Origin of the sequence: Nonomuraea terrae, from assembly GCF_004348995.1 — a bacterium.
GTDB classification, from domain to species: Bacteria; Actinomycetota; Actinomycetes; order Streptosporangiales; family Streptosporangiaceae; genus Nonomuraea; species Nonomuraea terrae.
Genome location: NZ_SMKQ01000065.1, coordinates 15137 through 40575, shown reverse-complemented (window position 1 = coordinate 40575; position 25439 = coordinate 15137). Strand labels below are relative to the sequence as shown.

The 25439-nt window shown below is 71.8% G+C and carries 22 protein-coding genes and 1 pseudogene; 8 read left to right on the top strand and 15 right to left on the bottom strand.

The window, feature by feature from the left end:
* Positions 1-1232 (bottom strand): P1 family peptidase (locus E1286_RS21710; RefSeq protein ID WP_132615275.1); only part of this gene is annotated, 1232 nt, incomplete at its 3' end.
* A gap of 255 nt (positions 1233-1487) precedes the next feature.
* Here E1286_RS21710 and E1286_RS49315 point away from each other — a divergent pair.
* Positions 1488-1730 carry a hypothetical protein gene (locus tag E1286_RS49315; RefSeq protein ID WP_223190208.1) on the top strand — a complete coding sequence of 81 codons (243 nt, stop codon included), beginning with the start codon at positions 1488-1490 and terminating at the stop codon, positions 1728-1730.
* 177 nt (positions 1731-1907) lie between these two features.
* Positions 1908-2968: pseudogene (locus E1286_RS21700) on the top strand (alkene reductase).
* Between the two features lie 27 nt (positions 2969-2995).
* Here the strand turns inward: E1286_RS21700 and E1286_RS51760 are convergent.
* The 8 genes from E1286_RS51760 to E1286_RS21660 form a co-directional block, all read right to left on the bottom strand.
* Positions 2996-3994, bottom strand: a complete 999-nt coding sequence (locus E1286_RS51760) for an ABC transporter ATP-binding protein (RefSeq protein ID WP_132615274.1) — start codon at positions 3992-3994, stop codon at positions 2996-2998.
* Positions 3994-5025, bottom strand: coding sequence for an ABC transporter ATP-binding protein (locus E1286_RS51755; protein ID WP_132615273.1), 1032 nt, complete (start codon positions 5023-5025; stop codon positions 3994-3996). Before E1286_RS51755 ends, E1286_RS51760 begins: the two co-directional genes overlap by 1 nt.
* A complete protein-coding gene (locus E1286_RS21685; RefSeq protein WP_132615272.1) occupies positions 5025-5993 on the bottom strand; it encodes an ABC transporter permease in 969 nt (322 codons plus the stop codon). Before E1286_RS21685 ends, E1286_RS51755 begins: the two co-directional genes overlap by 1 nt.
* A 13-nt stretch (positions 5994-6006) precedes the next feature.
* On the bottom strand, positions 6007-7515 hold the full coding sequence (locus E1286_RS21680) for an ABC transporter permease (protein ID WP_132615271.1): 1509 nt from the start codon (positions 7513-7515) through the stop codon (positions 6007-6009).
* Between the two features lie 98 nt (positions 7516-7613).
* Positions 7614-9353, bottom strand: a complete 1740-nt coding sequence (locus E1286_RS21675; RefSeq protein ID WP_132615270.1) for an ABC transporter family substrate-binding protein — start codon at positions 9351-9353, stop codon at positions 7614-7616.
* Between the two features lie 977 nt (positions 9354-10330).
* On the bottom strand, positions 10331-11830 hold the full coding sequence (locus E1286_RS21670; RefSeq protein ID WP_132615269.1) for a carboxyl transferase domain-containing protein: 1500 nt from the start codon (positions 11828-11830) through the stop codon (positions 10331-10333).
* Positions 11815-12981 (bottom strand): CaiB/BaiF CoA transferase family protein, encoded by a 1167-nt coding sequence (locus E1286_RS21665; protein WP_132615268.1) that lies wholly within the window; start codon positions 12979-12981, stop codon positions 11815-11817. Before E1286_RS21665 ends, E1286_RS21670 begins: the two co-directional genes overlap by 16 nt.
* On the bottom strand, positions 12978-14321 hold the full coding sequence (locus tag E1286_RS21660; protein WP_132615267.1) for an SLC13 family permease: 1344 nt from the start codon (positions 14319-14321) through the stop codon (positions 12978-12980). Before E1286_RS21660 ends, E1286_RS21665 begins: the two co-directional genes overlap by 4 nt.
* A 100-nt stretch (positions 14322-14421) precedes the next feature.
* Between E1286_RS21660 and E1286_RS21655 the strand changes: the two genes are divergently transcribed.
* On the top strand, positions 14422-15048 hold the full coding sequence (locus E1286_RS21655) for a FadR/GntR family transcriptional regulator (RefSeq protein ID WP_246075027.1): 627 nt from the start codon (positions 14422-14424) through the stop codon (positions 15046-15048).
* Between the two features lies 1 nt (position 15049).
* On the opposite strand, the gene E1286_RS21650 is transcribed toward E1286_RS21655, so the two are convergent.
* Complete coding sequence (locus E1286_RS21650) at positions 15050-16384, bottom strand: hypothetical protein (RefSeq protein ID WP_132615266.1); 1335 nt, start codon at positions 16382-16384, stop codon at positions 15050-15052.
* Positions 16385-16646: 262 nt separating this feature from the next.
* Here E1286_RS21650 and E1286_RS21645 point away from each other — a divergent pair, with 262 nt between their 5' ends.
* Positions 16647-18524, top strand: coding sequence for a calcineurin-like phosphoesterase C-terminal domain-containing protein (locus E1286_RS21645; protein WP_132615265.1), 1878 nt, complete (start codon positions 16647-16649; stop codon positions 18522-18524).
* Between the two features lie 51 nt (positions 18525-18575).
* Here E1286_RS21645 and E1286_RS21640 read toward each other — a convergent pair whose 3' ends face one another.
* A complete protein-coding gene (locus tag E1286_RS21640) occupies positions 18576-19304 on the bottom strand; it encodes a nitroreductase family protein (RefSeq protein ID WP_132615264.1) in 729 nt (242 codons plus the stop codon).
* Between the two features lie 386 nt (positions 19305-19690).
* Here E1286_RS21640 and E1286_RS21635 point away from each other — a divergent pair, with 386 nt between their 5' ends.
* Both E1286_RS21635 and E1286_RS21630 read left to right on the top strand, forming a co-directional pair.
* Positions 19691-20140, top strand: coding sequence for a pyridoxamine 5'-phosphate oxidase family protein (locus E1286_RS21635; RefSeq protein WP_132615263.1), 450 nt, complete (start codon positions 19691-19693; stop codon positions 20138-20140).
* Between the two features lie 53 nt (positions 20141-20193).
* Positions 20194-20997 carry a hypothetical protein gene (locus E1286_RS21630; protein WP_132615262.1) on the top strand — a complete coding sequence of 268 codons (804 nt, stop codon included), beginning with the start codon at positions 20194-20196 and terminating at the stop codon, positions 20995-20997.
* A gap of 51 nt (positions 20998-21048) precedes the next feature.
* Here E1286_RS21630 and E1286_RS21625 read toward each other — a convergent pair whose 3' ends face one another.
* A complete protein-coding gene (locus E1286_RS21625) occupies positions 21049-21726 on the bottom strand; it encodes a helix-turn-helix domain-containing protein (protein WP_246075026.1) in 678 nt (225 codons plus the stop codon).
* A gap of 170 nt (positions 21727-21896) precedes the next feature.
* Between E1286_RS21625 and E1286_RS21620 the strand changes: the two genes are divergently transcribed.
* Entirely contained in the window at positions 21897-22424 is a 528-nt protein-coding gene (locus E1286_RS21620) for a DoxX family membrane protein (protein ID WP_132615261.1), read from the top strand.
* 132 nt (positions 22425-22556) lie between these two features.
* Here the strand turns inward: E1286_RS21620 and E1286_RS21615 are convergent, their stop codons facing one another.
* The 3 genes from E1286_RS21615 to E1286_RS21605 all read right to left on the bottom strand — a co-directional run bounded on the left by E1286_RS21615 (position 22557) and on the right by E1286_RS21605 (position 24819).
* Positions 22557-23720, bottom strand: coding sequence for an MFS transporter (locus tag E1286_RS21615; RefSeq protein ID WP_132615260.1), 1164 nt, complete (start codon positions 23718-23720; stop codon positions 22557-22559).
* Between the two features lie 78 nt (positions 23721-23798).
* Positions 23799-24272: a pyridoxamine 5'-phosphate oxidase family protein gene (locus E1286_RS21610; protein WP_132615259.1), complete on the bottom strand. Its 474-nt coding sequence runs from the start codon at positions 24270-24272 to the stop codon at positions 23799-23801.
* Between the two features lie 67 nt (positions 24273-24339).
* Positions 24340-24819, bottom strand: coding sequence for a hypothetical protein (locus tag E1286_RS21605; RefSeq protein WP_223190198.1), 480 nt, complete (start codon positions 24817-24819; stop codon positions 24340-24342).
* 322 nt (positions 24820-25141) lie between these two features.
* Here E1286_RS21605 and E1286_RS21600 point away from each other — a divergent pair, with 322 nt between their 5' ends.
* The gene (locus tag E1286_RS21600; RefSeq protein ID WP_132615258.1) at positions 25142-25402 is read left to right on the top strand and encodes an SAV_915 family protein; all 261 of its coding nucleotides are present in this window, start codon (positions 25142-25144) and stop codon (positions 25400-25402) included.
* The last annotated feature ends 37 nt before the right edge of the window (positions 25403-25439 follow it).

Sequence of the window (25439 nt, the reverse complement as noted above, 5' to 3'; positions counted from 1 at the left end):
GTCGGGGACGGAGACGCGTCCTGGCCTGAGGCGTTCGGGATGGGCGGGGCCGAGTCGAGGTTCTGCTCGGCGGCGTCCACCGACGCCTGGGTCACCTCCGGCGCCTCGCCCAGCTTGTCCTCCGGCAGCGGAGTGAGCTTGGCGCAGGCCGACGGGTAGCGGTCGCAGTAGCTCGTGGCGGTGCCGACGGTACGGGCGTTCAGCATCGCGTGGCCGACGGCGCGGGCGAGCGTGTCGGTGGCGGCGTTGAAGACCTGGTTGAGCCGGCGGGAATCGGCGGGGTTGTTCACCCGCAACGGGGTGCCGGTGCCGGTCGACATGGCGAAGATCGTGTCACCGTCGCCCAGCGTGTGGATCGGGCTGATCGCGCGGGCCAGCCCGTCGTGGGAGTTGCCCGCCATCCGAGCCGCCGCCGCCTTCTCCAGCGGGGCGTTCGTGGCCACCACGGCGATCGTGGTGTTCATCGGCAGGGCGTCCGTCCCGGCCTCGGCCCGGCACTCCTTCGCCTTCGGCGTCTGCAGCCCCCGGAACTCACCGGCCAGCTCGTACCGGGCGGCGAACAGCGAGCAGTCCCGAGGGTCCACCGGCGAACCGGCCGCGTTCACCACCACGATCGCCCCGACCACCACGCCGTCGTCGAGCACGACGCTGGCGGTGCCGACACCGCCCTTCATGCCGCCGGCGCGGGCGCCCGCGCCCCCGCCGACGACGCCCTGCCGTACCGGCCCCTCCTTGGCGGCCTCGGCGGCCAGGTAACCCCAGGCAGGCGATGTACGGGCCTTGAAGTCGCCGCCCCGGCCGAGGTCGTAGATGTCGGCGGCGGGGACGATCGGCGCGACCCCGGACCCGACCGGGACGCCCTCCCCGCGCTCCTCCAGCCAGCGGATCACGCCGTCGGCGGCGGACAGGCCGTACATGCTGCTGCCGCCGAGCATCACCGCGTTCACGCCGGGGTTGGAGTTGAGCGGGTCGAGCAGGTCCGTCTCCTTCGTGGCGGGCGCGCCGCCGCGCTGGTCGACGCCGGTCACGGACATCCGCGGGGTGTAGACGACGGTGGTGCCGGTCAGGTACGGAGCGCGAGTGGACTGCACCTGCCCGACCTGGACGCCCGGCACGTCGGTGATCGCGTTGTTCCTGCCGGGCAGACCGGGGGTGTCGGCGGCGTGCGCGGGCGCGGACACGCCGGCCAGTGCCAGCGCGGCGGCGAGCAAGGGGACGAGGCGTGACTTCATGGATCCCTCATTCCGGTGGGGGTGCCGGGGCACGGCCGCGCCCCGAGCTGGGGTGGAGGTAGGAGGGTCAGTCGGCTGAGTGCACTGAGGCTACTGGTCAGACCAGTGCGAGGTAAAGATCCCCAATATGCCGAATGTCCGCAGGGGTACGCGGTCCCGTCGAAGCGACGCCGTCACCTGGCGAGCGTCGTTCAAGTCGAATCTCTCCGCCGTGGAGCGGCTCTTCGGCCTGACCGGCTGACCAGGCCCCTTGCCATGGTGACGAAGCAGAACCTTGAGCCGCACACTCTGCCTGACGGCGAGGGGCGTGCCGCCTCCCCTGTCCAGCGCGCGCTACGCGCCATCGAGCTGCTCGCGGTAGGCGCCCTCGTGACGCTCCTCGACCCGGAGGACCCGCCGATCAACACCGGCTTCCTCGCCCAGCGCGCCGGCGCCCCGGCCCGCCGCCCCGTCACCCTCGTCCGCGACGTGCTCCTGCGGGCCGCCCGCTCCTGGTGACGCTCGCGTCCCTCCCACAGCTGGGCACGTTTGCCGAAACGGCAACTGAAATTGCGGCCCGGCCGGACCTTGGGCCAGTCTCGGGTCCGGCCGAGCGGCATCTCCCCAGGTGACACCGGTCTTCTGCCATGCAAGGGGTCGCGGCGACCGTTCACGTACCTGACAGGAGAGACCTTCATGCCAGACCTGTTCGACCCGATCACCGTCGGCAAGTGGACGCTCCCCAACCGGATCGTCATGGCTCCCATGACGCGCAACCGCGCGAGCGCCGACGGCGTGCCCCCGGACATCACCGCGACCTACTACTGGCAGCGGGCCACCGCCGGCCTGATCATCACCGAGGGCGTCCAGCCCAGCGCCGCCGGACAGGGCTACCTGAACACCCCTGGCCTGCACACGCCCGAGCAGATCGAAGGGTGGCGGAACGTCGCCGACGCCGTGCACGCCGAAGGCGGCCTCATCGTTGCCCAGCTCATGCACGTGGGACGGGTCGCCCACCCCGACAACAAGAACGGCCACGAGACCGTCGCCCCCAGCGCTCTCGCCGCACCCGGCGCGATCTTCACCGCGTGGGGGCTCCAGCCGCACCCGGTGCCGCGTGCCCTGGAGACGGCCGAGCTGCCGTCCGTGATCGAGGAGTTCGCCAGAGCGGCGCGCGCGGCTGTCGGAGCCGGGCTGGACGGAGTGGAGACGGCTACCTGCCCCACCAGTTCCTCGCACCCTCCTCCAACCGGCGCACCGACGCCTACGGCGGCTCGGCCGTCGCCCGCGCCCGGTTCGTCGTCGAGGCGACCGAGGCCATCGCCGCCGCCATCGGCGGCGAAAGGGTCGGCATCCGCGTCTCACCGGCGGCGAACCTGCACGGGGCGGTCGAGGACGACCCGGCGGAGACCGCCGCCATGTACGGGGCGCTCCTCGACGGCATCGCGCCGCTGGGCCTGGCCTACCTGCACACCATCGGCGACCCCGCCGGCCCGATGCTCGCGGAGCTGCGCACGCGCTTCGGCGGCCCCGTCATCGTCAACGACGGCTGGCACGCCATGACCGACGAGCGGACCGCCCGCCGCCGCGTGGCGAGCGGCCTGGCCGACCTCGTCTCCGCCGGCCGCGCGTTCATCGCCGACCCCGACCTGGTGCGCCGTTGGCGGGAGCACGCGCCGATCGCCGAGCCCGATCCCGCCACCTTCTACGGCGGCGGCGCCCGCGGGTATATCGATCACTCCGCCAGGCCGGAGTGATCGATGGGCGCCAGGGCGCCGCAGGGCTCAGACGACCGCGGTGTTGACCTCCGGGAAGTGGCAGGCGGACGGGTGGCCGTCGCCGCGGTCGACCAGCGCCGGCTCCTCCGTGGCGCAGATCTCCTGGGCCTTCCAGCAGCGGGTGCGGAACCGGCAGCCGCTCGGCGGGTCCAGCGGGGTCGGCACCTCGCCGGTGAGGATGATGCGCTGGCGGCGGCGTTCCTCGCGCGGATTCGCCGTCGGCGCCGCCGACAGCAGCGCCTGGGTGTAGGGGTGGACGGGCCGGTCGTACACGTCGTCGCGCGAACCGGTTTCCACGATCTTGCCCAGGTACATCACCGCGACCCGGTCGGAGATGTGCCGGACCACCGACAGGTCGTGCGAGATGAAGATGTACGACAGCCCGAACGTGTCCTGCAGGTCCTCCAGCAGGTTGACCACCCCGGCCTGCACCGACACGTCCAGCGCCGAGACCGGCTCGTCGAGGACGAGCAGCTTGGGCTCCAGAGCCAGCGCGCGGGCGATGCCGACGCGCTGCCGCTGGCCGCCGGAGAACTCGTGCGGGTACCGGTTGCCGTGCTCGGGGTTGAGCCCGACCAGCTCCAGCAGCTCGGCCACCCGGTCCGTGCCGCCGCCCTTCCACTTGCCGTGCACCTTCAGCGGCTCGGCGATGATGTCGTTGACCGGCAGCTTCGGGTTGAGCGAGGCGTACGGGTCCTGGAAGACGATCTGCATGTCCCGCCGTACGGCGCGCAGCCGCCGGGGCGCCATCGTGGTCAGCTCGTCACCCTCGAACACGACCGAGCCCGACGTGGGCCGGTGCAGCTGGAGGATGGCCCGGCCGGTGGTGGACTTGCCGCAACCCGACTCGCCCACCACTCCGAGCGTCTCGCCCGGGTCGACGTGCATGGACACCCCGCTGACCGCCTGGATGCTGCCGACGACCTTGCGCAGCAGCCCGGCGCCGCGGACGGGGAAGTTCATCACCAGGTCCTTGACCTCCAGCAGGTGCTCCTGCGCGGTCATCAGACGGCCTCGCTCTCGGTACGGAACAGTGCGGTGGGATCGGGCGCCGCGGCGACCTCGCGCCAGTGGTGACAGGCGGCCAGGTGGCCACCCTCACCGGCCTCCGCCAGGCCGGGCTCCTCGGCCGTGCAGGTGTCGTCGGCCAGCGGGCAGCGCGGCGAGAACGGGCAGCCGGACGGCAGGTTGATCAGGGACGGCGGGGCGCCGCCGATCGGGCGCAGCCGCCCGCCCGAGGTCTCCAGCGACGGCATCGAGCCGAGCAGCCCGGCCGTGTACGGCATCCGAGGCCGGTAGAAGACCGTGTCGGTGTCGCCGATCTCGACCGGCTTGCCGGCGTACATGACCAGCACCCGGTGCGCGGTGCCCGCGACCACGCCGAGGTCGTGCGTGATCAGCACGATCGCGGCGTTGACGGCGTCCTTGACCTCCAGGAGCTTCTCCAGGATCTGCGCCTGCACGGTCACGTCGAGAGCGGTGGTCGGCTCGTCGGCGATGATGACGTCGGGGCTGTTGATGACCGCCATGGCGATCATCGCGCGCTGCCGCATGCCGCCGGAGAACTCGTGCGGGTAGCTGCGCAGCCGCGCCTCGGCCTGCGGGATGCCGACCAGGTCGAGCATCTCCTTGGCGCGGGCCAGCGCCTGCTTGTACGGCACCAGGCCGTGCGCCAGCACCGCCTCGGCGAGCTGGTCGCCGATCGTGTGCACGGGGTTCAGCGCCGTCATCGGGTCCTGGAAGATCATGCCGATCTTTCCGCCGCGCAGCGCCCGCCGCCTGCGGGCGGACAGCTTCAGCACGTCCTCGCCGCGGTAGACGATCTTGCCTCGGACGCGGGCGCCGCGGGGGAGCAGCCCCATGACGGCGAGCGAGGTGACCGACTTGCCGGAGCCCGACTCGCCGACGATGCCGAGCACCTCGCCCTCGTGCAGCGTGTACGACACCCCGCGCACCGCGTGGACGACGCCGTCGTCGGTGGGGAACTCGACGGTCAGGTCCTCCACGTGGAGGATCTCGTTGGGGGAATTCCGCATCAGGCACGCACCCGGGTCTGTCGTGGGTCGAAGGCGTCGCGCAGGCCGTCGCCGATGAAGTTGATGGACAGCGCGATCGCGATGATGAAGACGCCCGGCCACCAGAACAGCCACGGCCGCGTGGTCATGGCGCTGCGGTAGGTGTCGATCAGCTGGCCGAGGGAGACGTCCGGCGGCTGCACGCCGACGCCGAGGAACGACAGCGCCGACTCCAGCAGCACCGCGTTGGCCACGGCCAGGGTGGCGCTGACGATGATGACGCCGATCGTGTTCGGCAGGACGTGCCGGAAGATGATCCGGCCCGCGGAGCTGCCCACCGCCCGCGCCGCCTCCACGAACTCCTTCTCGCGCAGCGACAGGAACTCGCCGCGCACCAGCCGGCCCAGCGTCGGCCAGGTCACCAGACCGATGCAGACGGCCAGGATCACGATGCCGGAGTCACCGAACGTGCGCCCGACGATGGCGGCGATGATGAGGATCGGGATGGTGATCATCACGTCGGTCAGCCGCATGATGACCGACTCCGTCAGTTTCCTGAAATATCCGGCGAAGGCGCCGGCGAGCGTCCCGACGGTCGTGGCCACGATGGCGACGATGAACGCCACGGTGATCGACTGCTGGGCGCCGCGCATGGTCAGCGCGAAGTAGTCGATGCCGATGTTGTCCTGCCCGAACGGATGCTCGCCGAAGCGGATGCCCTCCCCGCCGAGGAACTGCGGCACCACGCTGAGCGTCGGCCGTCCCTGGTTCACCAGCGATCCGGTCGTGAGGTACGACTTGTCCCACCAGCCGGGGATGGGCCCGATCCCGATGGAGGTGAATGCCAGCAGGACGACGCCGCCGAAGGCCAGCATGCCGACGAGCGCCGCGCGGTGCCGGAAGAAGCGCCGGCGGACCATCTGGCCCTGGGTGCGTGCGACGACGGTCATGCCCTGCGCGGCCCCTGAGGCCGGGGCGCTGATCGTCATGGGTGGTTCTCCTTCAAGACAGCCTGATCCGCGGGTCGAGATAGGCGTAGACGATGTCGGCCAGCATGTTGAAGACGACGATCGCCGTCCCCGAGACGATGAAGAACGCCATGACGGGGGCGGGGTCCACCTGCTGGAGCCCCTCGATGAAGAGGTTGCCCATGCCCTGCCAGCCGAAGACGTTCTCGGTCACGATGGCGCCGCCGATCACGGAGGCGAAGTCGACGGCCATCAGCGTGGTGATCGGGATCATCCCGTTGCGGAAGGCGTGCTTGGTGATCACCGTGCGTTCCGGCAGGCCCTTGGCCCGCGCGGTGCGCACGTAGTCGAGGTTCATCACCTCGAGCATGCTGGAGCGGCTGTAGCGGGTGTAGGTGGCCAGCGAGATCAGGATCAGCGCCATGGTCGGCAGCAGCAGGTGGCCGGCCGCGTCCAGGTTGGTCTCCCAGAAGTCACCGGTGAAGTTCGGCGTGCGCGAGCCGATCGTGGAGATCGGGCGGCCGCGGACCCGGTCGCTGTAGGCGGCGAAGGACTGCAGCATGCGGTCCAGGAAGATCAGGCCGCCGGTGACCAGGCCGGTCGCCACGGCGCCGGTGATGGCCTGGCGGCGGAGCAGGCCGCCGAGCCCGTACCCGAGGCCGGCGCAGACGGCCGCCGTCACGAGGGCGAGGCCGAACATCTCCGTCCAGCTGGGGTCGGCCAGCACCGGATCGAGGATCTCCGACAACAGCACGCCGATCCCCGCGGCGGCCAGTGCCGCGTACAGGGGGCCTCGATACTGCAGGCCGGAGATCAGCACGGTCAGCCCGATCGCCGTGCCGCCCGCGAGCACCGCCAGGCCGACGACGCCGATGCCGGGGTCGGCGAACCAGCGGGTCGCCGACAGCAGCGTGAGCGTCACGACGGTGACGGCGGCCCCCGCGCCGAACGCGGTGAGCTTGGTGCGCCGGTCGCCGATCGCGATCGCGGCCCAGATCAGCCCGGCGGCCACGGCCAGCACGCCGATGATCAGAGGCGGGATGACGGGATCGCGCAGCCAGTCGTTGAACTCGATGGCGATGTACTGCTTGAGCATGACCGCCACCCAGAACAGCGGCAGCGAGAAGCAGACGAAGGCGGCCAGGGTGACGCCGTAGTCGAAGGTGCTGTACTGCCGCAGCGCCGAGATGATGCCCACGATCACGCCGATGACGACCGCGAGCACGGTGGCGGCCACGACGAGCTGGAGCGTCGCCGACAACGCCTCGCGGAGCAGGACGCCCACGTCCTGGCCGTCGCGGTTGACGCCGAGGCTGCCGCGGAACAGGTTGCCGAGCCAGCTCAGGTACCTGACCCAGACGGGGCTGTCGAGGTTCATCCGTTCGATGCGGTCGGCCATGCGGCGTTCCCGGTCCGGGCCGGGAAGCTCTCTGAGGTCGGCCAGCGGGTCGCCGGCGATCGACGTCAGCCCGAAGATGACCATGGTGGCGGCCAGCAGGACGAAGAAGGAGGTGACCAGTCTTCGGGCGATGAAGGCGATCACTCAGTACTCCCTAGGTTCATAGCGAAGGAGTCCTTTGCGCATGGGCCGAGGAGCGGTGGCTCCTCGGCCCATTGCTGATGGTTCGAGTTATCGGACGGCTATGGCGCCAGGGTCCACTTGTCCATGTTCCAGGTCACCGACGACTGGGCCGGGTTGGGCACGATGTTCTGCAGCTCCTCGTCCCAGGCCAGCAGGTTCGGGTGGGCGAACAGCGGGATCGTGGCCAGGTCGTCCCAGAGGATCTTCTCGATCTGGGCGATCAGCGGCGCGTGCTTGGTCTTGTCGACCTCGGCGTTGAGCTGCTCGATGAGGTCGTCGACCTCCTTGTTGGAGTAGCAGCCGTTGTTGTTCTCCTTGCCGGCCTCGGTGCACTCCTTGGCCGTGGTGAAGGTCGAGGCCCACCCGGAGACCTCGGCGGAGCCGGTCCAGGCGAACAGCGCCACGTCGTAGGCGTTGGTGTAGAGGGGGCCACCGGACTCGAAGAACTTCTCGTCACCGGCGTCGACGATCTTGAAGCCGGCCTGGCCGCAGGAGTCGGCGATCAGCTGCGTCTGCTGGGTGCGGCGCGGGTTGGGCTCGTTGTGGCCGAGCCGGACCTCCATGCCGACCTTGCCGGCCTCCTCCAGCAGCGCCTTGGCACCGGCGATGTCCGGCTGGGCGTACTTCTCGCTGCCGCTGCCCTGGGCGATGGTGGTGTAGTCGGGCTCGAACGGCAGGGCGTTGCGGACCTGCAGCACCTGCGCCTCGGGCGCCAGCGGCTTGATCAGGTTGTCCACGATGAGCTGACGGGGGACGCACTTGGCGAACGCCTCGCGCAGCTTCCTGTCCTTGAAGTCGCTGGAGTCGAAGTTGAAGTCCAGGTGCTCGTAGGTGTAGGCGTCGCCGGTCTTCACGGTGACGCCCTGCATGCCTTCCAGTTGGGCGAGCAGGTCGGGGTTGGGCTGCGGCTCGATGAGGTTGACCTCGCGGTTCTGCAGCGCCTGGGCCTGCTCCTCCTGCGAGACGACCCGCATGACGATGGTCGGCGTCGCGGCCGGGGTGCCCCACCACTTGTCGTTGGCGGCGAGCGTCAGCGACTGGCCGGGCGCCATCGCCGAGATCTTGTACGGTCCCGAGGCCGGGAAGAGCGACATGTCGGAGATGCCGCCGTCGATGACCCAGCCCTCGTTGAAGAACTTGGCGACCTCCGCCAGCTTGTCGGCGTCCTCCGCCTTGACCGCGGCGATGAAGTCGGCCTCACTCATGCCGGCGGCCTTGTAGGCCACGTGGGCGGGCAGCACGTCGGCGGCGCCGGGCCCGTTGCTGTCCCAGTCGGCGAACGGCTCGGAGTACTCGAAGGTGAACTTCTTGTCACCCGCGTTGCAGTCGGGGGCCTTGACCAGCTCGACACCGGTGGTGCCGTCGACCTGGAAGCCCTTGATCTTGCCCGACTTGGCGGCCCAGAACAGCAGGGCGTCGTCGCAGTCGATCGGGGTGCCGTCCGACCAGACCGCCTTGGCGTTGAACTCGTAGTCGACGGTCAGCGGGGAGTCGGACGTCTTGGCGTAGGTGCCGAAGTCCTTGTCCGGCGTGATGGCGCCCTTCTCGCCGTAGTACCAGAAGCCGAGCAGCACCCGCTGCATGGCCGTGCTGTTGACGAGGTTGTTCACCGTGATGCTGTTGTAGGAGTTGAACTCCTGCTCGCCGGCGTAGGTGATCGTCTGCGCCGTGGTGGCGCCAGGAGAGGCGGAGCCCGAGGGGTCGCTCGCCCCGCCGCCGTCCTGTGCGCAGGCAGACAGCAGAAGCGCGCCTCCTGTTACCGCCGCGAGTAATCTCCCAAGTCTCCGCCTATGGGACACGACAGGTCTCCTTTGTCCGAACTAGCGTCGGCGCTGCTAGTTAGTGCGAAATATGATCATTGATCAATGTTTCGATTAAATAGCCTGATCTGCGATGTTACGGAGTTGGTATCGACGGCTGTCCGATCCGTAATACCGAATTCCGGAAAGATCCACCTGATCTGGTGTCCCTATGGACAGGGCTGGGGGTTCTGTGCCATGGTTTGCGGCAGTCATGGGATGACCGAAATCCCTGGGGCGAGCTGCTGCGCGGCGGCCTCGATGGGACTTTTCGCAGTTCCGGTAGGGGTTCTTTCCCCGTGGAACGCGCCATGTGCCCATAAGATCGAATATTTACGGTTGCTGCGCTATTCGCGCGCTTTTTTGCGCGGTTCGAAACCGCCGCGTCACGTGCTCGCAACGACCGTGCCACGGCCGGTTCGGGCCCGCGGGGCTCCTGTTCGCGCCGCCGTGGCGGCCGGCGGGCGACGTCACCCCCGCCGCGCGACCGTCCGGGCGGAGAGCTGTTCGTCCGGATTCCGCTCCTGCCGTGGTTCTGGGGCCGGGGTGTAACTCATGGCGCTCCTTACCCGTGAAGTCGGGAACGGTCAGCGAAAGGCTATGGGTCCCCAGGTATCCCATCAAGAGCGGAATTCACCGCCCGCCTTGCGAGGGGGGAGAGGTGAACGCCGGTCCCGCGTACCGTGCGAAAGGCGTGCCACCGGGACGGGAGCCGTCGAGCGGCCGTCCGTGTCATCCGCCGTCCATCCCGGATTCCGCGGGTAAGTGATGGGCTTCGTGCGAATTCCGCAGAATCGGTGCGCGATATCCGCGGAGGACAACGGCGCCGCCCGCCGCTTCGGCTACGTCGGGCTGAACATCACCCACCCGTGCGAGCAGAGCGTCATCCCGCACCTGAACGCCCGCATGCTCGCCGCTGCCGACACCGCCGTCTTCGAGGGGAGCGGACGGTCGGGCACAACTCGGACTGGGCCGGGTCAGGCCACGGCGTCGTCGGCCGGGAGGTGACGGCCGAGGATCCGGTAGCGGTGCAGCCGCCGGTCGAGCAGCCCGGCGCGGGGGGCGTGCAGCAGGGCGGCGAGTTCGCGTTCCACCTCGCGCCCGGCACGCACGCAGAACGCCTTCGGCTCCGCGGCGGCGTCCGGGTGCTCGGGGACGATCCGGTCGGCGATGCCGGCGGCGAGCAGGTCGGCGGAGCGCACCCCCTGCGCCTCCGCCACCTGCGCGGCGTGCTCGACGTCCCGGTGCACGATCGCGCTGGCCCCCTCCGGAGGCAGCGGCGACAACCACCCGTGCTGGGCGACGAGCACCCGGTCGCACGGGACGAGCGCGAGCGCGCCGCCCCCGCTGCCCTGGCCGAGCAGCAGGGAGAGCGTCGGCGTCTCCAGGGTGACCAGCTCGGCCAGGCAGCGGGCGATCTCGCCGGCCAGCCCGCCCTTCTCCGCCTCCGGCGACAGGGCCGCGCCGGGGGTGTCGACGACGGTGACGAGCGGCAGCCGCAGCTCGCGAGCCAGCCGCATGCCGCGCCGGGCCGCGCGCAGCGCCGCAGGCCCCAGCGGCCCGGTGTCCGTCTGGTTGCGGCGGTCCTGGCCGAGCAGCACGCATGACACGCCGCCGAAGCGGGCCAGCGCCAGCAGCAGCGCAGGGTCGGCCTCCCCGGCGCCGGTGCCGTTCAGCCGTACGACGTCGGACGCGGCGTGGCGCAGCAACTGCCGCACGCCGGGCCGGTCGGGTCGCCGTGAGAGGGTGATCGACTCCCAGGCGGGGACGTCCGGCAGCCGCTCCTGCGGCGGCGCGGCCGCGGGAGCGGCCGGCGGCGGCGCCAGCATGACGCGCAGCGCCCGGTCGGCGACCTCGGCCAGGTCCTCGGGCGGCAGCACTCCGTCGATCAGCCCCTGGCGCCGCAGCGTCTCGGCGACCTGCACGCCCTCGGGGAACGGCCGGCCGTACAGGGCCTCGTAGACGCGCGGGCCGAGGAAGCCGATCATCGCGCGCGGCTCCGCGGCCGTCATCTGACCGAGCGAGGCCCACGAGGCCAGCACGCCGCCGAAGGTCGGATGGCGCAGGTAGACCAGGTACGGCAGCCCGGCGGCCTTGTGCCGGGCGACCGCGGCCGTGATCTTCACCATCTGCAGGAACGCCACGGTGCCCTCCTGCATCCTGGTCCCGCCCGAGGCGGGCGCGGCGAGCAGCGGCAGGCGTTCCGAGGTCGCGCGTTCCACGGCGCTCACCAGGCGTTCGGCGGCGTCCACCCCGATCGAGCCGGCCAGGAAACCGAACTCGCACGCGACGACGGCGACCCGGCGGCCGCGCAGCAGCCCCTCCCCGGTGATCACCGCCTCGTCCAGGCCGGTGCGCTGCCGGGCGGCGGCCACGTCGGGGTCGCTCGCCGGGCCGAGCGGCTCGTCCCAGCTGCGGTACGAGCCGTCGTCCAGCACGAGTTCGATCAGGTCGCGTGCGCTCAGCCTGCCAGCCACGTGCGGATCTCCTCTTCGTCGGCGTTCAGCACGGGAGGTGCGGCGTGGTCGCCGCGGGTGGTCTCCACCTCGCCGTCCGGCCCGGTCGCGTCGAAGAACCGCAGCGGCGGCCCGGGCAGCGTGATCCGGCCGAGGCTTTCGTGCTCGACGTCGATGAGCAGTCCCTGCGCACGGGCCTGCGGCCAGGCGTACACCTCCTGCAGGTTTCGTACCCGCCCGGCGGGCACACCCAGATCCGCCAGCCGCTCCAGCAGCTCCTCGGCGCCGAAACCGGCGAAGACGGCCTCGATCCGCTCCACCAGCCGGGGACCGGCCGCGACCCGGTCGGCGTTCGCCGCGAAACCGGGCTCCCGCGGGTCCAGCCCGAACCCGGCGCAGAACCGCTGCCACAGGCTCTCGCTGCCGACCGCGATCTGCACGTGCCCGTCCTCGCAGCGGAACAGCCCGTACGGCGCGATGGACGGGTGGTGGTTGCCCTGCGCCAGGCCGACCTCGCCGGCCACCGTCCAGCGCGTGCCCTGGAAGGCGTGCACCCCGACGATGGAGGCCAGCAACGAGGTGCGGACGACCTGCCCGCGGCCGGTCCGCTCGCGCTCCAGCAGCGCCGACACCACGCCGAACGCGCCGTACATGCCGGCCAGCAGGTCGCCGATCGGCACCCCGACCCGCTGCGGGTCCTCCGGCCCCGACCCGGTCAGCGACATCAGCCCGGCCTCACCCTGGGCGATCTGGTCGTATCCGGCCCGGCCGCCCTCCGGCCCGTCGTGCCCGAACCCCGTGATGGACAGCACCACCAGCCGAGGGTTGAGCTCCATCAGCCGGGCCGTGGAGTACCCGAGCCGGTCGAGCACCCCGGCGCGGAAGTTCTCCAGCAGCACGTCCGCCTTGGCGATCAGGGCCTCGAACGCCGTGCGGCCGTCGTCGTCCTTCAGATCCAGGGCGATGGACTGCTTGTTGCGGTTGCACGACAGGAAGTACGTCGACTCCGACCCGGCGAACGGCGGCCCCCATCCGCGGGTGTCGTCGCCCTTGCCGGGCTGCTCCACCTTGACGACCCGAGCGCCCAGGTCGCCGAGCATCATCCCGGCGTGCGGCCCGGCGAGCGCCCTGGTCAGGTCGACGACGACGTAACCGGCCAGCGGGCCGCTCATGACACGCCGCCGGGCACGACCAGCACGAGCCAGCACACGACGGGCGCGGCGATCATGATCGTCATGCCCCAGGTCATCAGCCGCCTGAACACGTCGTCGCGGATCGTCACCTCGGAGTTGGCCACGATCAGCGCGCCGTTGGTCGAGAACGGGCTGCAGTCGACCACCGACGAGGCGATGGCCAGCGCCGTGATCAGGCCCACCGCGCCGACCTGCCCGGTCTGCAGGAACGGCACCGCGAGGGGGATGAGCGCGCCCAGGATGCCGGTCGTCGAGGCGAAGGCGGACACCACCGCGCCGATCAGGCAGATCAGGAGCGCGGCCAGCAGCGGGGCGCCCACCTGGGCCACGCCGTCGCCGAGCCACTTCACCGTGCCCTGGTTCTGCAGCAGGGTCACGTAGGTGACGATGCCGCCGACCAGGAGCACCGTACCCCAGCTGATCTTGTCGACGGCGCCGCGGGCGGCGGACGGGAAGATCAGCGTCAGGACGACCGCCACCGCCAGGGCGAGGAAGCCGATGTCGAGGTCGAAGACGAGCGCGCCGACCGCCAGCACCAGCAGGCCGACCAGCGTGAGCGACCGCTGCGCGTCGAGGTGCAGCGCGGTGTCGTCCAGCAGGCCGCCGGTGCCCGCCGCACCGCCGGGCCCGCTGCCGGCGGCGGCGGGTGCCGCGGTCGCGGAGGGTGCGGTCGCCAGGCTCGCGACCGCGCCCCTGGCCGACTCGCGGTCGCGTCGCAGCAGCTCCCGGCCGCCCAGAGAGACGAAGCTGATCAGGCTGATGAGGGCGCACGAGCCGAGCGCGCCGCCGAACAGCGCGGCCGGGCTGCCGGCCAGGTTGCTCTGGTCGACGACGCCGTTGGTGATCGCCCCGAAGATGCCGATCGGGGAGAAGCTGCCCCCCGTCGCTCCCTGCACCACCATCATGCCCATCATCACGGGGTTGATCCGGTAGCGGGCCGCGAAGCCCATCGCCACCGGCGCCACGATGGCCACCGCGGCCGGGCTGGCCGCGCCGATCGCGGTGATCGCCGCACAGACCGCGAACATCACCCACGGCATCAGGGCGACCCGGCCGCGTACCGCGACCACGGCCCGGTGCACGATCCAGTCCACGGTGCCGTTGGTCTTGGCCAGCGCGAACAGGTACGTGACGCCGACCAGGATGACGAACAGGTTGGCCGGGAAGCCGTCGAGCACGTCGTCGACAGCCACTCCGAACACGGTGGTGCCCACGACGAAGGCGGCGACAAGCGCGAGCGCGCCCATGTTGATGGACCGGATGGTCGCTATCAGGAACACCAGCACGAGCACGATCAGCGCGATGACTTCCGCTGACATGGCAGCTCCTAGGGGGTGAAGGGATGCCCGGTTACACGCATATTTCCGGATTGGCCTAGCCTCTGCTCCACTTGTAGGGAATGTCAATAGACTGTGCGCCGTGACCAAGAAGCGCCCGCAGGCCGCCGCGGTTCCTGAGCGCCTGGAACGGCCGCGCCTGTACGTGCAGCTGGCCGACCACATCGCCCGCTTCATCGAGGCTCAGGGGCTGTCCCCCGGCGACCGCCTGCCGCCCGAACGTCTCCTGGCCGCCGAGCTCGGCGTCAGCCGCGCCTCACTCAGCCGCGCCCTCGTGGCGCTGGAGGTCCAGGGCAAGGTCGAGGTGCAGCACGGCAACGGCGCCGTGGTGCTCGCCCCGACGCTGGAGGAGGAGAAGCCGGACCTCGCCGCGTTATGGGCCGAGCGCGACCCCGCCGAGCTCGCCCGCGCCCGCGAGGCCGTCATGGCCGGGCTCGCCCGCAGCGCGGCCGCCCACCCCGACCGCAGCCTGCGGCTGGCCCTGCTCGACGCGGACGGCTCCCCGGTCCGCTTCCGCGAGACCTGGCCCTGCGTACGCCGGCTGTCCGGGCCGTGCCTGCTGGCCGAGCTCGACGACGTGCTGGCCGAGGCCGCGCCCTTCGACGAGACGCAGGTCGCGGCCGACCGCCTGGCGCTGCTCGCGCGGGCCGTCGTCGTGGGCGACCCCGACGCCGCCGCCTCCGCCTGCGCCGGCCTGTTCCGCCTGTGACCTACGGGCAGGCGGCGAACATCCGGCGGGTGCCCTCGGGGTAGGCGTTCCGGTCGGTGAACCGGCACCCGTAGCGCGGGTCCGCCACCGTGGCCGGATCGCGCACGTCGTCACCGGCCGGCCGCCGGCCGCCGCGCTCCCACCGCACCAGGTCGTCCCAGGCGGCGGCCACCTCGGCGTCGCTGAACTCGCAGTGGCCGACCGTCCGGATCGCCCGCTGCACCAGCAGCTCGCCGCGCCCGTGCCGGGCCACGTCCGCGCGGTAGTGCTGCTCCATGGAGAACGGCACGAAGGCGTCGCCCAGGTTGTGCAGCGACAGCACCGGCACGTTGATCCGGCCGGTGACGGCGGGCACCTCGGTCAGCCGCTGCGTCCTGCGCGCCACCGGATCCACGGGCGGCACCCGGCGCACGCTCGCGTCGACGTCGACGGGGGAGTCGGGCTCGTAGTCCGTGTCCGCGTTCGTGGCCACCCTGCCCGGCTGCTGCGCCAGTGTGCCCCCGCCGTCCGGCCCGGCGAGCCCGAACAGGTAGTCCTTCCAGTACGCGAACGCCGCCTGCGCCCCGGGCCGCTCGCCGCCGCTCAGGTTGACGACGATGTCGCGGAACTGCGCGCCGAGCTCGTTGCCCGTGCCCGTGCCCGTGCCGCTCAGCCCGAGCCGCTGCTGGATCCGCGGCACCGCGCCGGTCGCGTAGTCGGCGGGGAACGGGTAGGCGGGCACGTCGGCCAGGTCCTGGGCGGCGAGGTGGAAGTCGAGGAAGAAGTCGAACAGCTCATGGTCGCCGAGCACCCCGCACATCGGCAGGGCGGCGTCGTACCGGCCGGGATACTGCTCGATCGAGCGGACCGCGACGTGCCCGCCCATCGACACCCCCGCCAGGTACGTCCGCTGCGGCTTGCCCACCACCCGCCTGAAGTGGTCGGCGAGGTCACGGGTGCTCAGCACGCCGGCCCGCACGTCGTAGTCGTTGGCGTAGTAGGACGACGCGGCCCACGCGTAGCCCTGGTCCAGCAGCCGCCGGCGCAGCCCGTACCCGGGCGGGTCCACGGTGAGCACCCGGGTCGCGCCGCGGAACCCGTGCGCCCACATCAGCAGGTCGCCGTTCCAGCGCGGCGGCACCTCGATGACGTACGCGGCGTGCTCGTGCACCCCCTGCAGCACCCGGCTCGACCGCCCGCCCACGAGCGCGGGCTCCAGCGGCGGGTTGTCGACCGTGTAGCCGGGCAGCGGCCGGTCGCCCCGCACCGGGCCGGCGTCCACCGCGCCCGCGGTGGTGGAGCCGAACAGCACGGCGCTCAACGCCAGCACGGACAGGACCAGGCTCCGACGGCGCATCTGCCGTCACCTCCCGGGAGACGCGATCAGGCGGCTGCTGCTTCGTTCATACTCCCGATCACCGCGCGGTGAAAGACCATGAGTCGCGGCAACCCTCAGACCGGCTCGGTATGGCCGGCGTCGCTGCCGAGGTCACCTGTGGGCCGCCGGTCATACTGCGACTGTTCGCCCCGGGTAAAGCGCTCTGTTCAGATCTCTCGGTAAAGATCGTTTTCGCTGTGCCAAGACGGCAGACGTCCGAACGACTCACGGAGAGCATTTGATGTCCTCGTCCCGAGAACGCACCAAGCTCCACGTCGCCCTGGCCCTCACCACTCTGGTCGCCGGTTCGCTCGCGGCGGTCGTCCCAGCGTCCGGCGCCGCCGCCGCCACGCGGCCGGGCGCCTGGAACGACTCCGCCTACCGCGGCCACGTCGAAGTCGTCCGCACCCCGGACGGCCCGGCCGATCCCTCCGTCCTGACCGGCACCGTCTTCGTCGACCGTGACCGCGACAGCGTCCACGACCGTCACGAGCGCGGCTTACGCGGCGTCGTGGTGTCGAACGGTCGCGACGTCGTGACCACCGACGCCCGCGGACGCTACCGGCTCCCCGCCTACGACAACATGACGGTGTTCATCACTCAGCCGTCCGGCTACCAGGTGCCGGTGGACGAGTCCAACGTCGCGCAGTTCCACTACAACCACCTGCCGGAAGGCTCGCCGGAGCTGCGCTACGGCGGCATCGCCCCCACCGGGCCCCTCCCGGACGCGGTGAACTTCCCCCTCGCGGAAAGCAGGGACACCCAGTCGCGCGAGCAGCACTGCATGATCGCCGGTGACCTGCAGCCGTACGACAAGGAAGAGGTCGGCTACGCCCGCCAGGGCGCGATCGCCGACCTGTCGCGGCGCGACGACTACCAGGGCTGCGGCACCCTGTTCATCGGTGACGTCGTCGGCGACGACCTGTCGCTCTACCCCGACGTCAGGGAGCTGACGAAGCTCACCAACGGGCCGGCCCGGTTCCTGCCCGGCAACCACGACCTCGACTTCGACTCCGAGACCGCCGAGCACTCCTTCGACACCTTCCGCGCGCAGCTCGCCCCCGCGTACTACTCCTACGACGTGGGCGACGTGCACGTCATCGCGCTGAACACGGTCCGCTACCCGTGCACCCCCGAGGTCGACAACGCCGACGGCCTGCGGCCGCAGTGCGACAACCCGTCGACCCGGCCGGCGTACAACGGCAGGATCAGCGACGACCAGCTCGCCTGGCTGGAGCGCGACCTCGCCAAGGTCGGCCGGGACAAGCTCGTCGTGCTCGCCAGCCACATCTCCCTGCTCAACTGGGCCGACGAGGGCAGCCCCATCCACCAGGTGGACCAGGTCCGCAAGGTGCACGAGCTGCTGCAGGGCCGCAAGGCCGTCGCGGTCTCCGGGCACAGCCACTCCATCGAGAACATGAAGACCGGCGACCTCGCCAAGGGCTGGAAGGACCTCTTCGGCGTCGAAGGGCTGCCGTTCCCGCACATCACCGCCGGCGCTATCTCCGGCGACTGGTACTCCGGCGCGATCACCGACGAGGGCTACCCCGTCGCGGTCGGGCGCGACGGAGGCATGCCCGGCGTGCTGACCCTCGACGTGAGGGGCAACTCGTTCAGGGAGCGGTTCACCGTGACCGGCCAGGACGACGACGTGCAGACGCAGCTGGGCCTCAACAGCCCGACGTACCGCGAGTGGTACGCCGCGCGGCAGTCCTGGAACGACGACCAGGAGGGCCCGGAGCCGCAGCTGGGCGACCAACTGGTGCTGGACCGCGAGGACCTGACCGGCCGCACGTGGCTCACCACCAACTTCTGGATGGGCTCGACCGGCTCCACGGTCACGGTCAAGCTCGACCGCGGCCGGGCGCAGCGGGCCACCCGCACCCAGGAGATGCGCGGCGAGGACCAGCTGATCGGCGCCGAGTGGTCCGACCCGCACGCCGCCGCGCAGCAACTGGTCAACGGCGGCAGCGTCGCCGACCGCTCGATGCACCTGTGGCGCTACGAGCTGCCCGCCGACCTCGCCGCGGGTGAGCACCGCGCCGTGGTCACCGCGACCGACTCGTACGGACGCACGTTCACCGACGTCCTGGAGTTCCAGATCGTCGAGCAGCGCTGACCGCGCACCACCCAGGGGCCGCCACCGCACCGGTGGCGGCCCCGCCGCGTTTCACGGGCCGCCGAGGCTGAGCAGCGTCTGCACGTGTCCGAACGGCCCCTCCCGGCCGAGGCGCAGGTCCGCGCACCTGAACGGCGCGGCGGCCAGGCCGTGCGCGGTGGCGGTGAGCAACACCCGCTGCAGCGCCTGCCCGGCCAGCAGCCAGTCCCGCGGGCCGTCACCTCGCGTGAACAGGGCGGCGAGGTGCGAGCCCTCGCCGTCGTTCTCCGCCGGCAGGTCGAGGACCGCCAACGCCGGCACACGGCACGCCATCCGTTCCGTCACCGGGACGAAGGTGGCGCCCTCCTCGTCGGCCGCGGCGACCAGATCGGCCAGGACGTCCGCGGGCAGCGGACCGTGCACGGGCAACCGGCGACGCGGCGGGATCATGTGGTGCAGCAGCCGCTCCTGCGGGCCCGGCGGCAGGCCGGGCGTCGCCTCGACGGTGGCCACCAGGCCGGGTCGTTCGGCGGGATCCGGGAAGGGCACGACCCGCGGCTCGTGCCCCGTCATCCGGATCGCCAGCCGCACGTTGAACAGCGCCGCCCCGCAGCTGATGCCGAGCCCGCGCCCCTGCACGTCGGCGCCGGCGTGCAGCTCCAGGGTCGCCTCGTCCACCCGGTGGAAACGGTACGGCTGGGCGCCGTCCGTCGAGAGCGCCGCGACGCGCACGTCCGGGCCGCCGGCGAAGGGTCCACCGGTGCCGGTCATCGCGGCGTCCCAAGGACGAAGATCGGACATGCCCCCCAGGATGTCCCGGCGCCCCGGGACCGCGGCAGGGCCGAAAGTCCCTACTGTGCTTACTCGAGGATCTCCGGCAGCGGGCGGCGGACCGCGCCCGTGGCGCCGAACGTGGGCGCCGCGCGGGGCTTGAACAGCGCCGCGCGGACGGCCTCTGCGGTGTTCACGACATCCACCTCCACGGGTCCAGCACACCACCGGCCGCCGCCCCGGGTCAGGGCCGACCGGTCGGGACTTTGGTCCCTACCGGCCCGGCCACGGCGTGGATAGCGTCGGAGCATGATTGGTGTGCTGTGGGGCCGGTTCGAGGTCGCGGGACGAACGGCGGGGGAGACGGGACGTTCGCCTCTGCCGCCCCGGGTGTCCGGCCGGGGACGCTGAGAGCCATGAAGCTCGATTCGTCCGGACTCCAGGTGCTCTCCCGTGAAGAGTGCTTCGCCCTGCTGGCCGCAGCGCCGATCGGGCGCATCGTGTTCACCGATCGCGCCCTGCCCGCCGTGCAGCCGGTGAACTTCCACCTCGACGGCCAGACCATCGTGATCCGCACCGCGACCGGGTCGAAGCTGGCCGCCGCGACCCGGCACGCCGTGGTGGCGTTCGAGGCCGACGAGTTCGACACCGAGCTGCGTACCGGCTGGTCCGTCACGGCGGTGGGGCAGGCGTGCGAGGTGACCGATCCGGCGGAGATCGACCGGCTGGCCGCCCTGCCGCTGACGACCTGGGCGCCGGGCAGCCGCGACCACTTCATCGTGGTCGCCGCCGAGCAGGTGTCCGGCCGCCGCATCCCCGCGGAACGTTCCATGCTGATAGCCGCCGGGCGCCGGGTTCGTGCTTGATCGACTTCGCGCTAGGGTGAGGCACTTCCGATCCTCCGCCCCAGGAGTGCCACGTGCTCCGTCGTCATCGTCTGGGTGTCCTCGCCCTGGTCGTCACAGGTTTCTACCTCGCCGCGCTGGCGGTCGCCGCGCTGGTCGCAGTGATGGCCGGCGACCTCGGCCCGCTGTGGCGGCTGACCCTGTTCACGGAGGCGGACGAGAGCGCCCCCGTGACGTGGCCGAACGTGCTGCGGCTGGTCGCCGCCGGCCTGCCGTGGGCCTGGGCGTTGTGGCAGAGCCTGCGCGGGCCGCTGGCGGGGCCGGCGCCGGAGCAGGACCGCGGCACGCGGCGCTTGCGCGTCGCCCTGTACGTCGCGGCGGCGTCCATGCTGCTCTTCCCGCTGATGCCGGTCTGGCCCTGGTGGATGACGCTGCTCAGCGCCCTGCCGATGTGGGCGGTCGTGCTGCTGATCCAGCCCGTCTGGCGCTTCGGGCACTACGACCACGTGCTGGCCCTGGGCGTCCTCGGGTTCGGCGGCCTGGGCGTCGCCGACGTGCTCGTCGCCCTCGATGAGCGGTTGCCCGACTGGGTGCCGCTGGTCTGCGGCGTGGCGGGCCTGCTCTGGACGGTGCTGGTGCTGCGGGCGCAGCGGCGCGACGACCGCTGGCACACCGCCACCGTCCGCTACGGCATCGCCGGCCTGGTGGCGCCGTTCGTGCTCGTACCGGTGGGCAGGCTGGTGATGGGTGAACTGTACGCCGACGTCTCCGTGGTCGCCGGCGCCCTGGTGATGATCTGGCTGGCCCGCTCGGCCCACGACCTCGCTGCCCCGCGCACCGAGCCCTCCTCGCCCGTCGCGGAGCCGGTCGCGACCTGACGTCACACTCCGGTCGCCGGACCTTCCAGCCGGGACGGGCGAAGTGTGACGTCAAGCGCTGTGGATGCGGCGGCCGGTGATCTGCTGCGGGACGATGCGGATGTACAGGGCGCGTTCGCCGCCCGCCCACGGGCTCACGTGCACGTCGGCGAGCCGTTCGACGTCCTCAGGCGGCACGTGCTGCGCCGGCCCCTGGACGAGAACGCTCCAGCCCTGCCGCATGGCCTCGTCCAGCCGGTCCACCTCGAAGCCGATCAGCAGCTCGACGCCCTTCACCCCGGTGCGCAGATCCTGGTCGATCGTCCCGCCGTACGCGGTGCGGAAGACGATCGCGCCCTCGTGCAGCCGGTAGTTCACCGGCAGCACCGTGGGCCCGTGCGAGCCGTTGAACGCCACCCTGCCGACGCCGCCCGGCGCGATCAGCCGCAGGCATTCCTCGGCGTCGAGGGTCTCCAGGACCGGGTCCGCCATGGCCGGCCCCGGCCCGGGCGGGCGGTCACGGCCACTGCCCAGCAGGTCGCGCGCGGTGGTCTCCAGCGCGGCGGCCAACCGGCGCACCGTGCCGGAGTCGGGAACGGCCGGATGGTCCTCCAGGTACTGGATGTAGCCGGCCGACATGTCCGCGCGGTCGGCCACCTGCTCGCGGGTGAGGCCGAGCCGGTCGCGGTGATGGTGGATGCGTCGTCCGAAGTCGCCGGTGTCTGACATGAGCGTGTCCTCCCTGGTCATGAGGGTGAAGCTACCCATGGGCACGGGCGGAAGACAGAGTCCTTCGAGAGCGTGCGCGGTGACGAAGGTCCCGGTGTTCCGGGGCCGTACGGCACTGCTCCGGCGAGGCCCGGGACGGTGTGCTGGGAGTGCGACAAGGACGGCGAATCACGCACCGAAAGGAGGCGGTCATGGCCGCCACCGTGACCAGGCCCGTCATCCAGACCGGCACCCCCGCCCCCCTGCGCCGCCCGGTCGACCCCGTGTGGGCGGTCGCCAGGATCTCGCTCGGGTGGGTCTTCCTGTGGGCGTTCCTCGACAAGACGTTCGGGTGGGGCTTCGCGACCCCGGCCGAGCGGGCCTGGGTCGCGGGTGGCAGCCCGACGTCCGGTTTCCTGAAGGGCACGCAGGAGAACGCGCTGGGTGGGCTGTTCGGGGCGCTGGCCGGTCAGGTGTGGGTGGACTGGTTGTTCATGGCGGGCCTGCTGGGCGTCGGTCTGGCGCTGATGCTGGGCGTCGGCCTGCGGATCGCCGCCGTGGCGGGTCCGGCGATGATGGTGCTGATGTGGGCGGCCCAGCTGCCGCTGGACAGCAACCCGTTCATGGACGACCACCTCGTCTACGCGGTCGTGATCGTCGGCCTGGCCCTGGCCGACGCGGGCGCCACGCTCGGGCTGGGCAGGCTCGCGATCGTGCGGCGCAACCCGGTCCTGAAGTGACCCGCACCGCACACGCCCGCCCCCGCATCGAGGGGGCGGGCGCTTCGGCGGTCCCGTAGGCGTGGTGCAAGCGGTGCCGACCGTGTGGACCGCGTGGCCGGTGCCCCCGTACCGCTCGGGGCGAAGGCCGGGTCAGTCCTTGTCGGGGATGGCGGTGGCCGACCAGGCGGCGATGCCGAGGGTGGCTCCGGTCAGAGCCAGGACGCCGGAGGCGCCGCCGACCGTGGCGGCGGCTCCCGACAGGATCGGGATCAGGGACTGGCCGAGCCGGTTGCCCGCTATCCGCAGCGACAGGACCGTCCCCCGGGTGCCCAGGGGCGCCAGTGCGGCGACCCAGCCCATCGTGATCGGCTGGCAGACGCCGGCGGCGAACCCGTACACGGAGGTCAGGACGATGAGCACGGCGACGGGCGACGGCGGCGTCAGGCCGAGCAGCGCGAGCCCGGACACCACGCAGGCGACCACGGTGAGCCGCCTGCGGCCGAGCATCCGTACGAGACGGGCCAGGTTGACGCGCGACAACATCTGCGTGGCCGCCCGAGCCGCGAGCATCGCCGTCACCCAGCCGGGCGCGATCCCGCGCTCGTGCGCCAGCACCGGCAGGTACGCCAGCGTCACGTCGATGGACGCCAGGATCAGCGCCCCGACCAGCATCGCCCGGTACATCCCGGGGATGGCGAGCAGCCGCCGCGCCGGCCACCGGCGGGCGTCCGGCGCCCGCGCCGCGCGGTGGCGGCTGCCGAACCCGAACGAGACCGCGAGGATCACCAGGCTCGCCACCCCGCACACGGCGGCGATCGGCACCAGCGGCGGCGCCTGACTCCCCGACGCGGGCGGGACCAGCAGGAGCAGCGGCCCCACCCCCTGCCCGAGCGAGGTGATGAACGTGTAGCCGCCGAAGGCCGCGTCCAGGCCGCCGGGGCGCGCCCGCCCGGCCACCGCCGACTGCTCGGCCACCATCGAGAAGACGATGCCGACACCGAGCAGCGCGGTCGCCGTGACCAGCATGGCCAGGCTCCGCGAGCCGAGACAGGCGACCACCGCCGACGCCGTCAGCGCGACCCCGCCGATCACCAGACCGGGTCGTTCGCCGAGCCGGTCGACCAGCCGCCCGGTCACCACCGCGAGCACCAGCGGCGGGACCGCGAACATCGCCGCCACCACGGCCACCCACCCGGGCCCGTACCCGAGGTCCAGCACCGCGTACGACAGTGACGGCCGCATGCCGTAACTGACCGCCTGCACCAGGACCGCGTGGATCGCCAGCAGCGGCCAGAAGGCCCGCCCGCCCGTCACGCCTTCCCCTCCCGTCCGCGCCGGCCCTCCGCCGCCCGGAAGCCGCAGGCGATCGTACGGCAGCCGCGGCCGGCCGGGTCAGCGGGGGGACGGGTCGCCGGTGACCTCGAACCCGGTGACCTCGAACCCGGTGACCTCGAACCCGGTGACCTCGAACCCGGTGACGAGCTCCGGCCGGATGCGCAGGACGAGGGCCGTCTTGTCACCCGTCCAGCTCTGCCGGCCGGCGAACGCGCCGTCGTCGGGCACGAGCGCGGCCGTGCCGGTCACCATGACGTTCCAGCCGAGATGGGTGGCCGGATCCACCATGTCGGCCTGGTAGACGACCATGGACGTCCCACGCGGCCGCAGGACGGCCTCGATCTCGGGCGCGTACCCGGTGCGGGCCACGATGTGGCCGTCGTGCATGACATGGCTGACGAGGCGGATCGCCGGCATGGCGCGGCTGATGAACACGATCCGCCCCAGCCCCGCGTTGCCGAGCAGCCGCAGGGATTCCTCCCTGGAGAGTTCCGTGAGCGCGCGGGGGCGCGCGTCGATGTCGTACGTCATGGCAGCGAGCCTCTCGCGGCGGAAGTCCTCGCAGGTAGGGGCCAAAGTCCCTACCTCACGGCTGGCGTCAGGGCGAATCGGCGTGGTCCCTGAACCGTTCGTGGGCGGACTGCTTGGAGATGCCCATCGCCTCGCCCACCTCGGCCCAGGAGGAGCCGTTCTGCCGGGCGGCGGCGACGGCCTGGTCGAGCAGGGTGCGCTGCCAGCTCTCCACCTGCGACAGCAGGGTGAGGGCGGCTAGGGGACGGTCGGCGGTGAGGCCCACGATCTGCTGGCAGAGCAGGTCCGACTTGATGACGAGCCAGCTCGGCGGCGCCGCCATGGACAGGGGGCCGGCGTGCCGGCTCCACCACCGGTACTCCGCCTCCTTCGTCCCTTCGGGCGTGGCCGGGTACCGCCGCCCGTCGGTCCAGCCGCAGGAGCACGTGGCCTGGTAGCCGACGAAATCCCTGGTGAAGGAGCTGGAGGAGGGGGCGAGCTCGCCACCGGGGAGCACCGGCGCCACGAAGCCCTCGTGGTCGGGGAGGTCAGGCGACTTCAACGTCATAGTCGTCAGGATATCCTGACGATTTCTGTGGTGGTGCACGCTCCGGGCGCGGAAATCGGTTGTGGTACGGCCGGACGCCCAGCCAGGAGGCCGTCGAAGCCTGTCACGCCCGCTCGCGTGACGACTGCTCGGTTGGGGCGTGTTCGCGCTCATGAAGCGCTGAGCCGGTCACCGGGCCCGCGCGCGGGCGCGGGCCCGGTGACGTCGTCAACGCGGCGTCAGGATTTCCGGGGCGTGCGTCCTGATCGCGTAGTGATGCCCCGGCAGCCGGCGGAGACGGGTCTAGCGTCTGCTTTGTACCCCTTTCGGAGGAAGGAAGCAGATGTCCGAGCCTCGATTGTTCGTCCCCGTCCGCGGCGGCGGATGCGCCCTGGCGCTCCGGTTGTTCCGCACCGCGTCGGGCAAGCGGGCGGCCGTGGCCTTCTCCTCGCCGCTCAAGCTCGCCAAGGTGCTCGGGCCGGACCAGCGGTGGGTGCTGCTCACCGCCCCTGCCCTGCGGACGATGGTCGCCGACCTCGACGTCCCCGTCACGATCATCGATCCCGCGGGCACGACGTCCCGGCCGGTGACGCAGGTGGCGTGACCCGCGTCCCCGGCCGCCTGAATCCGTACATACGCCT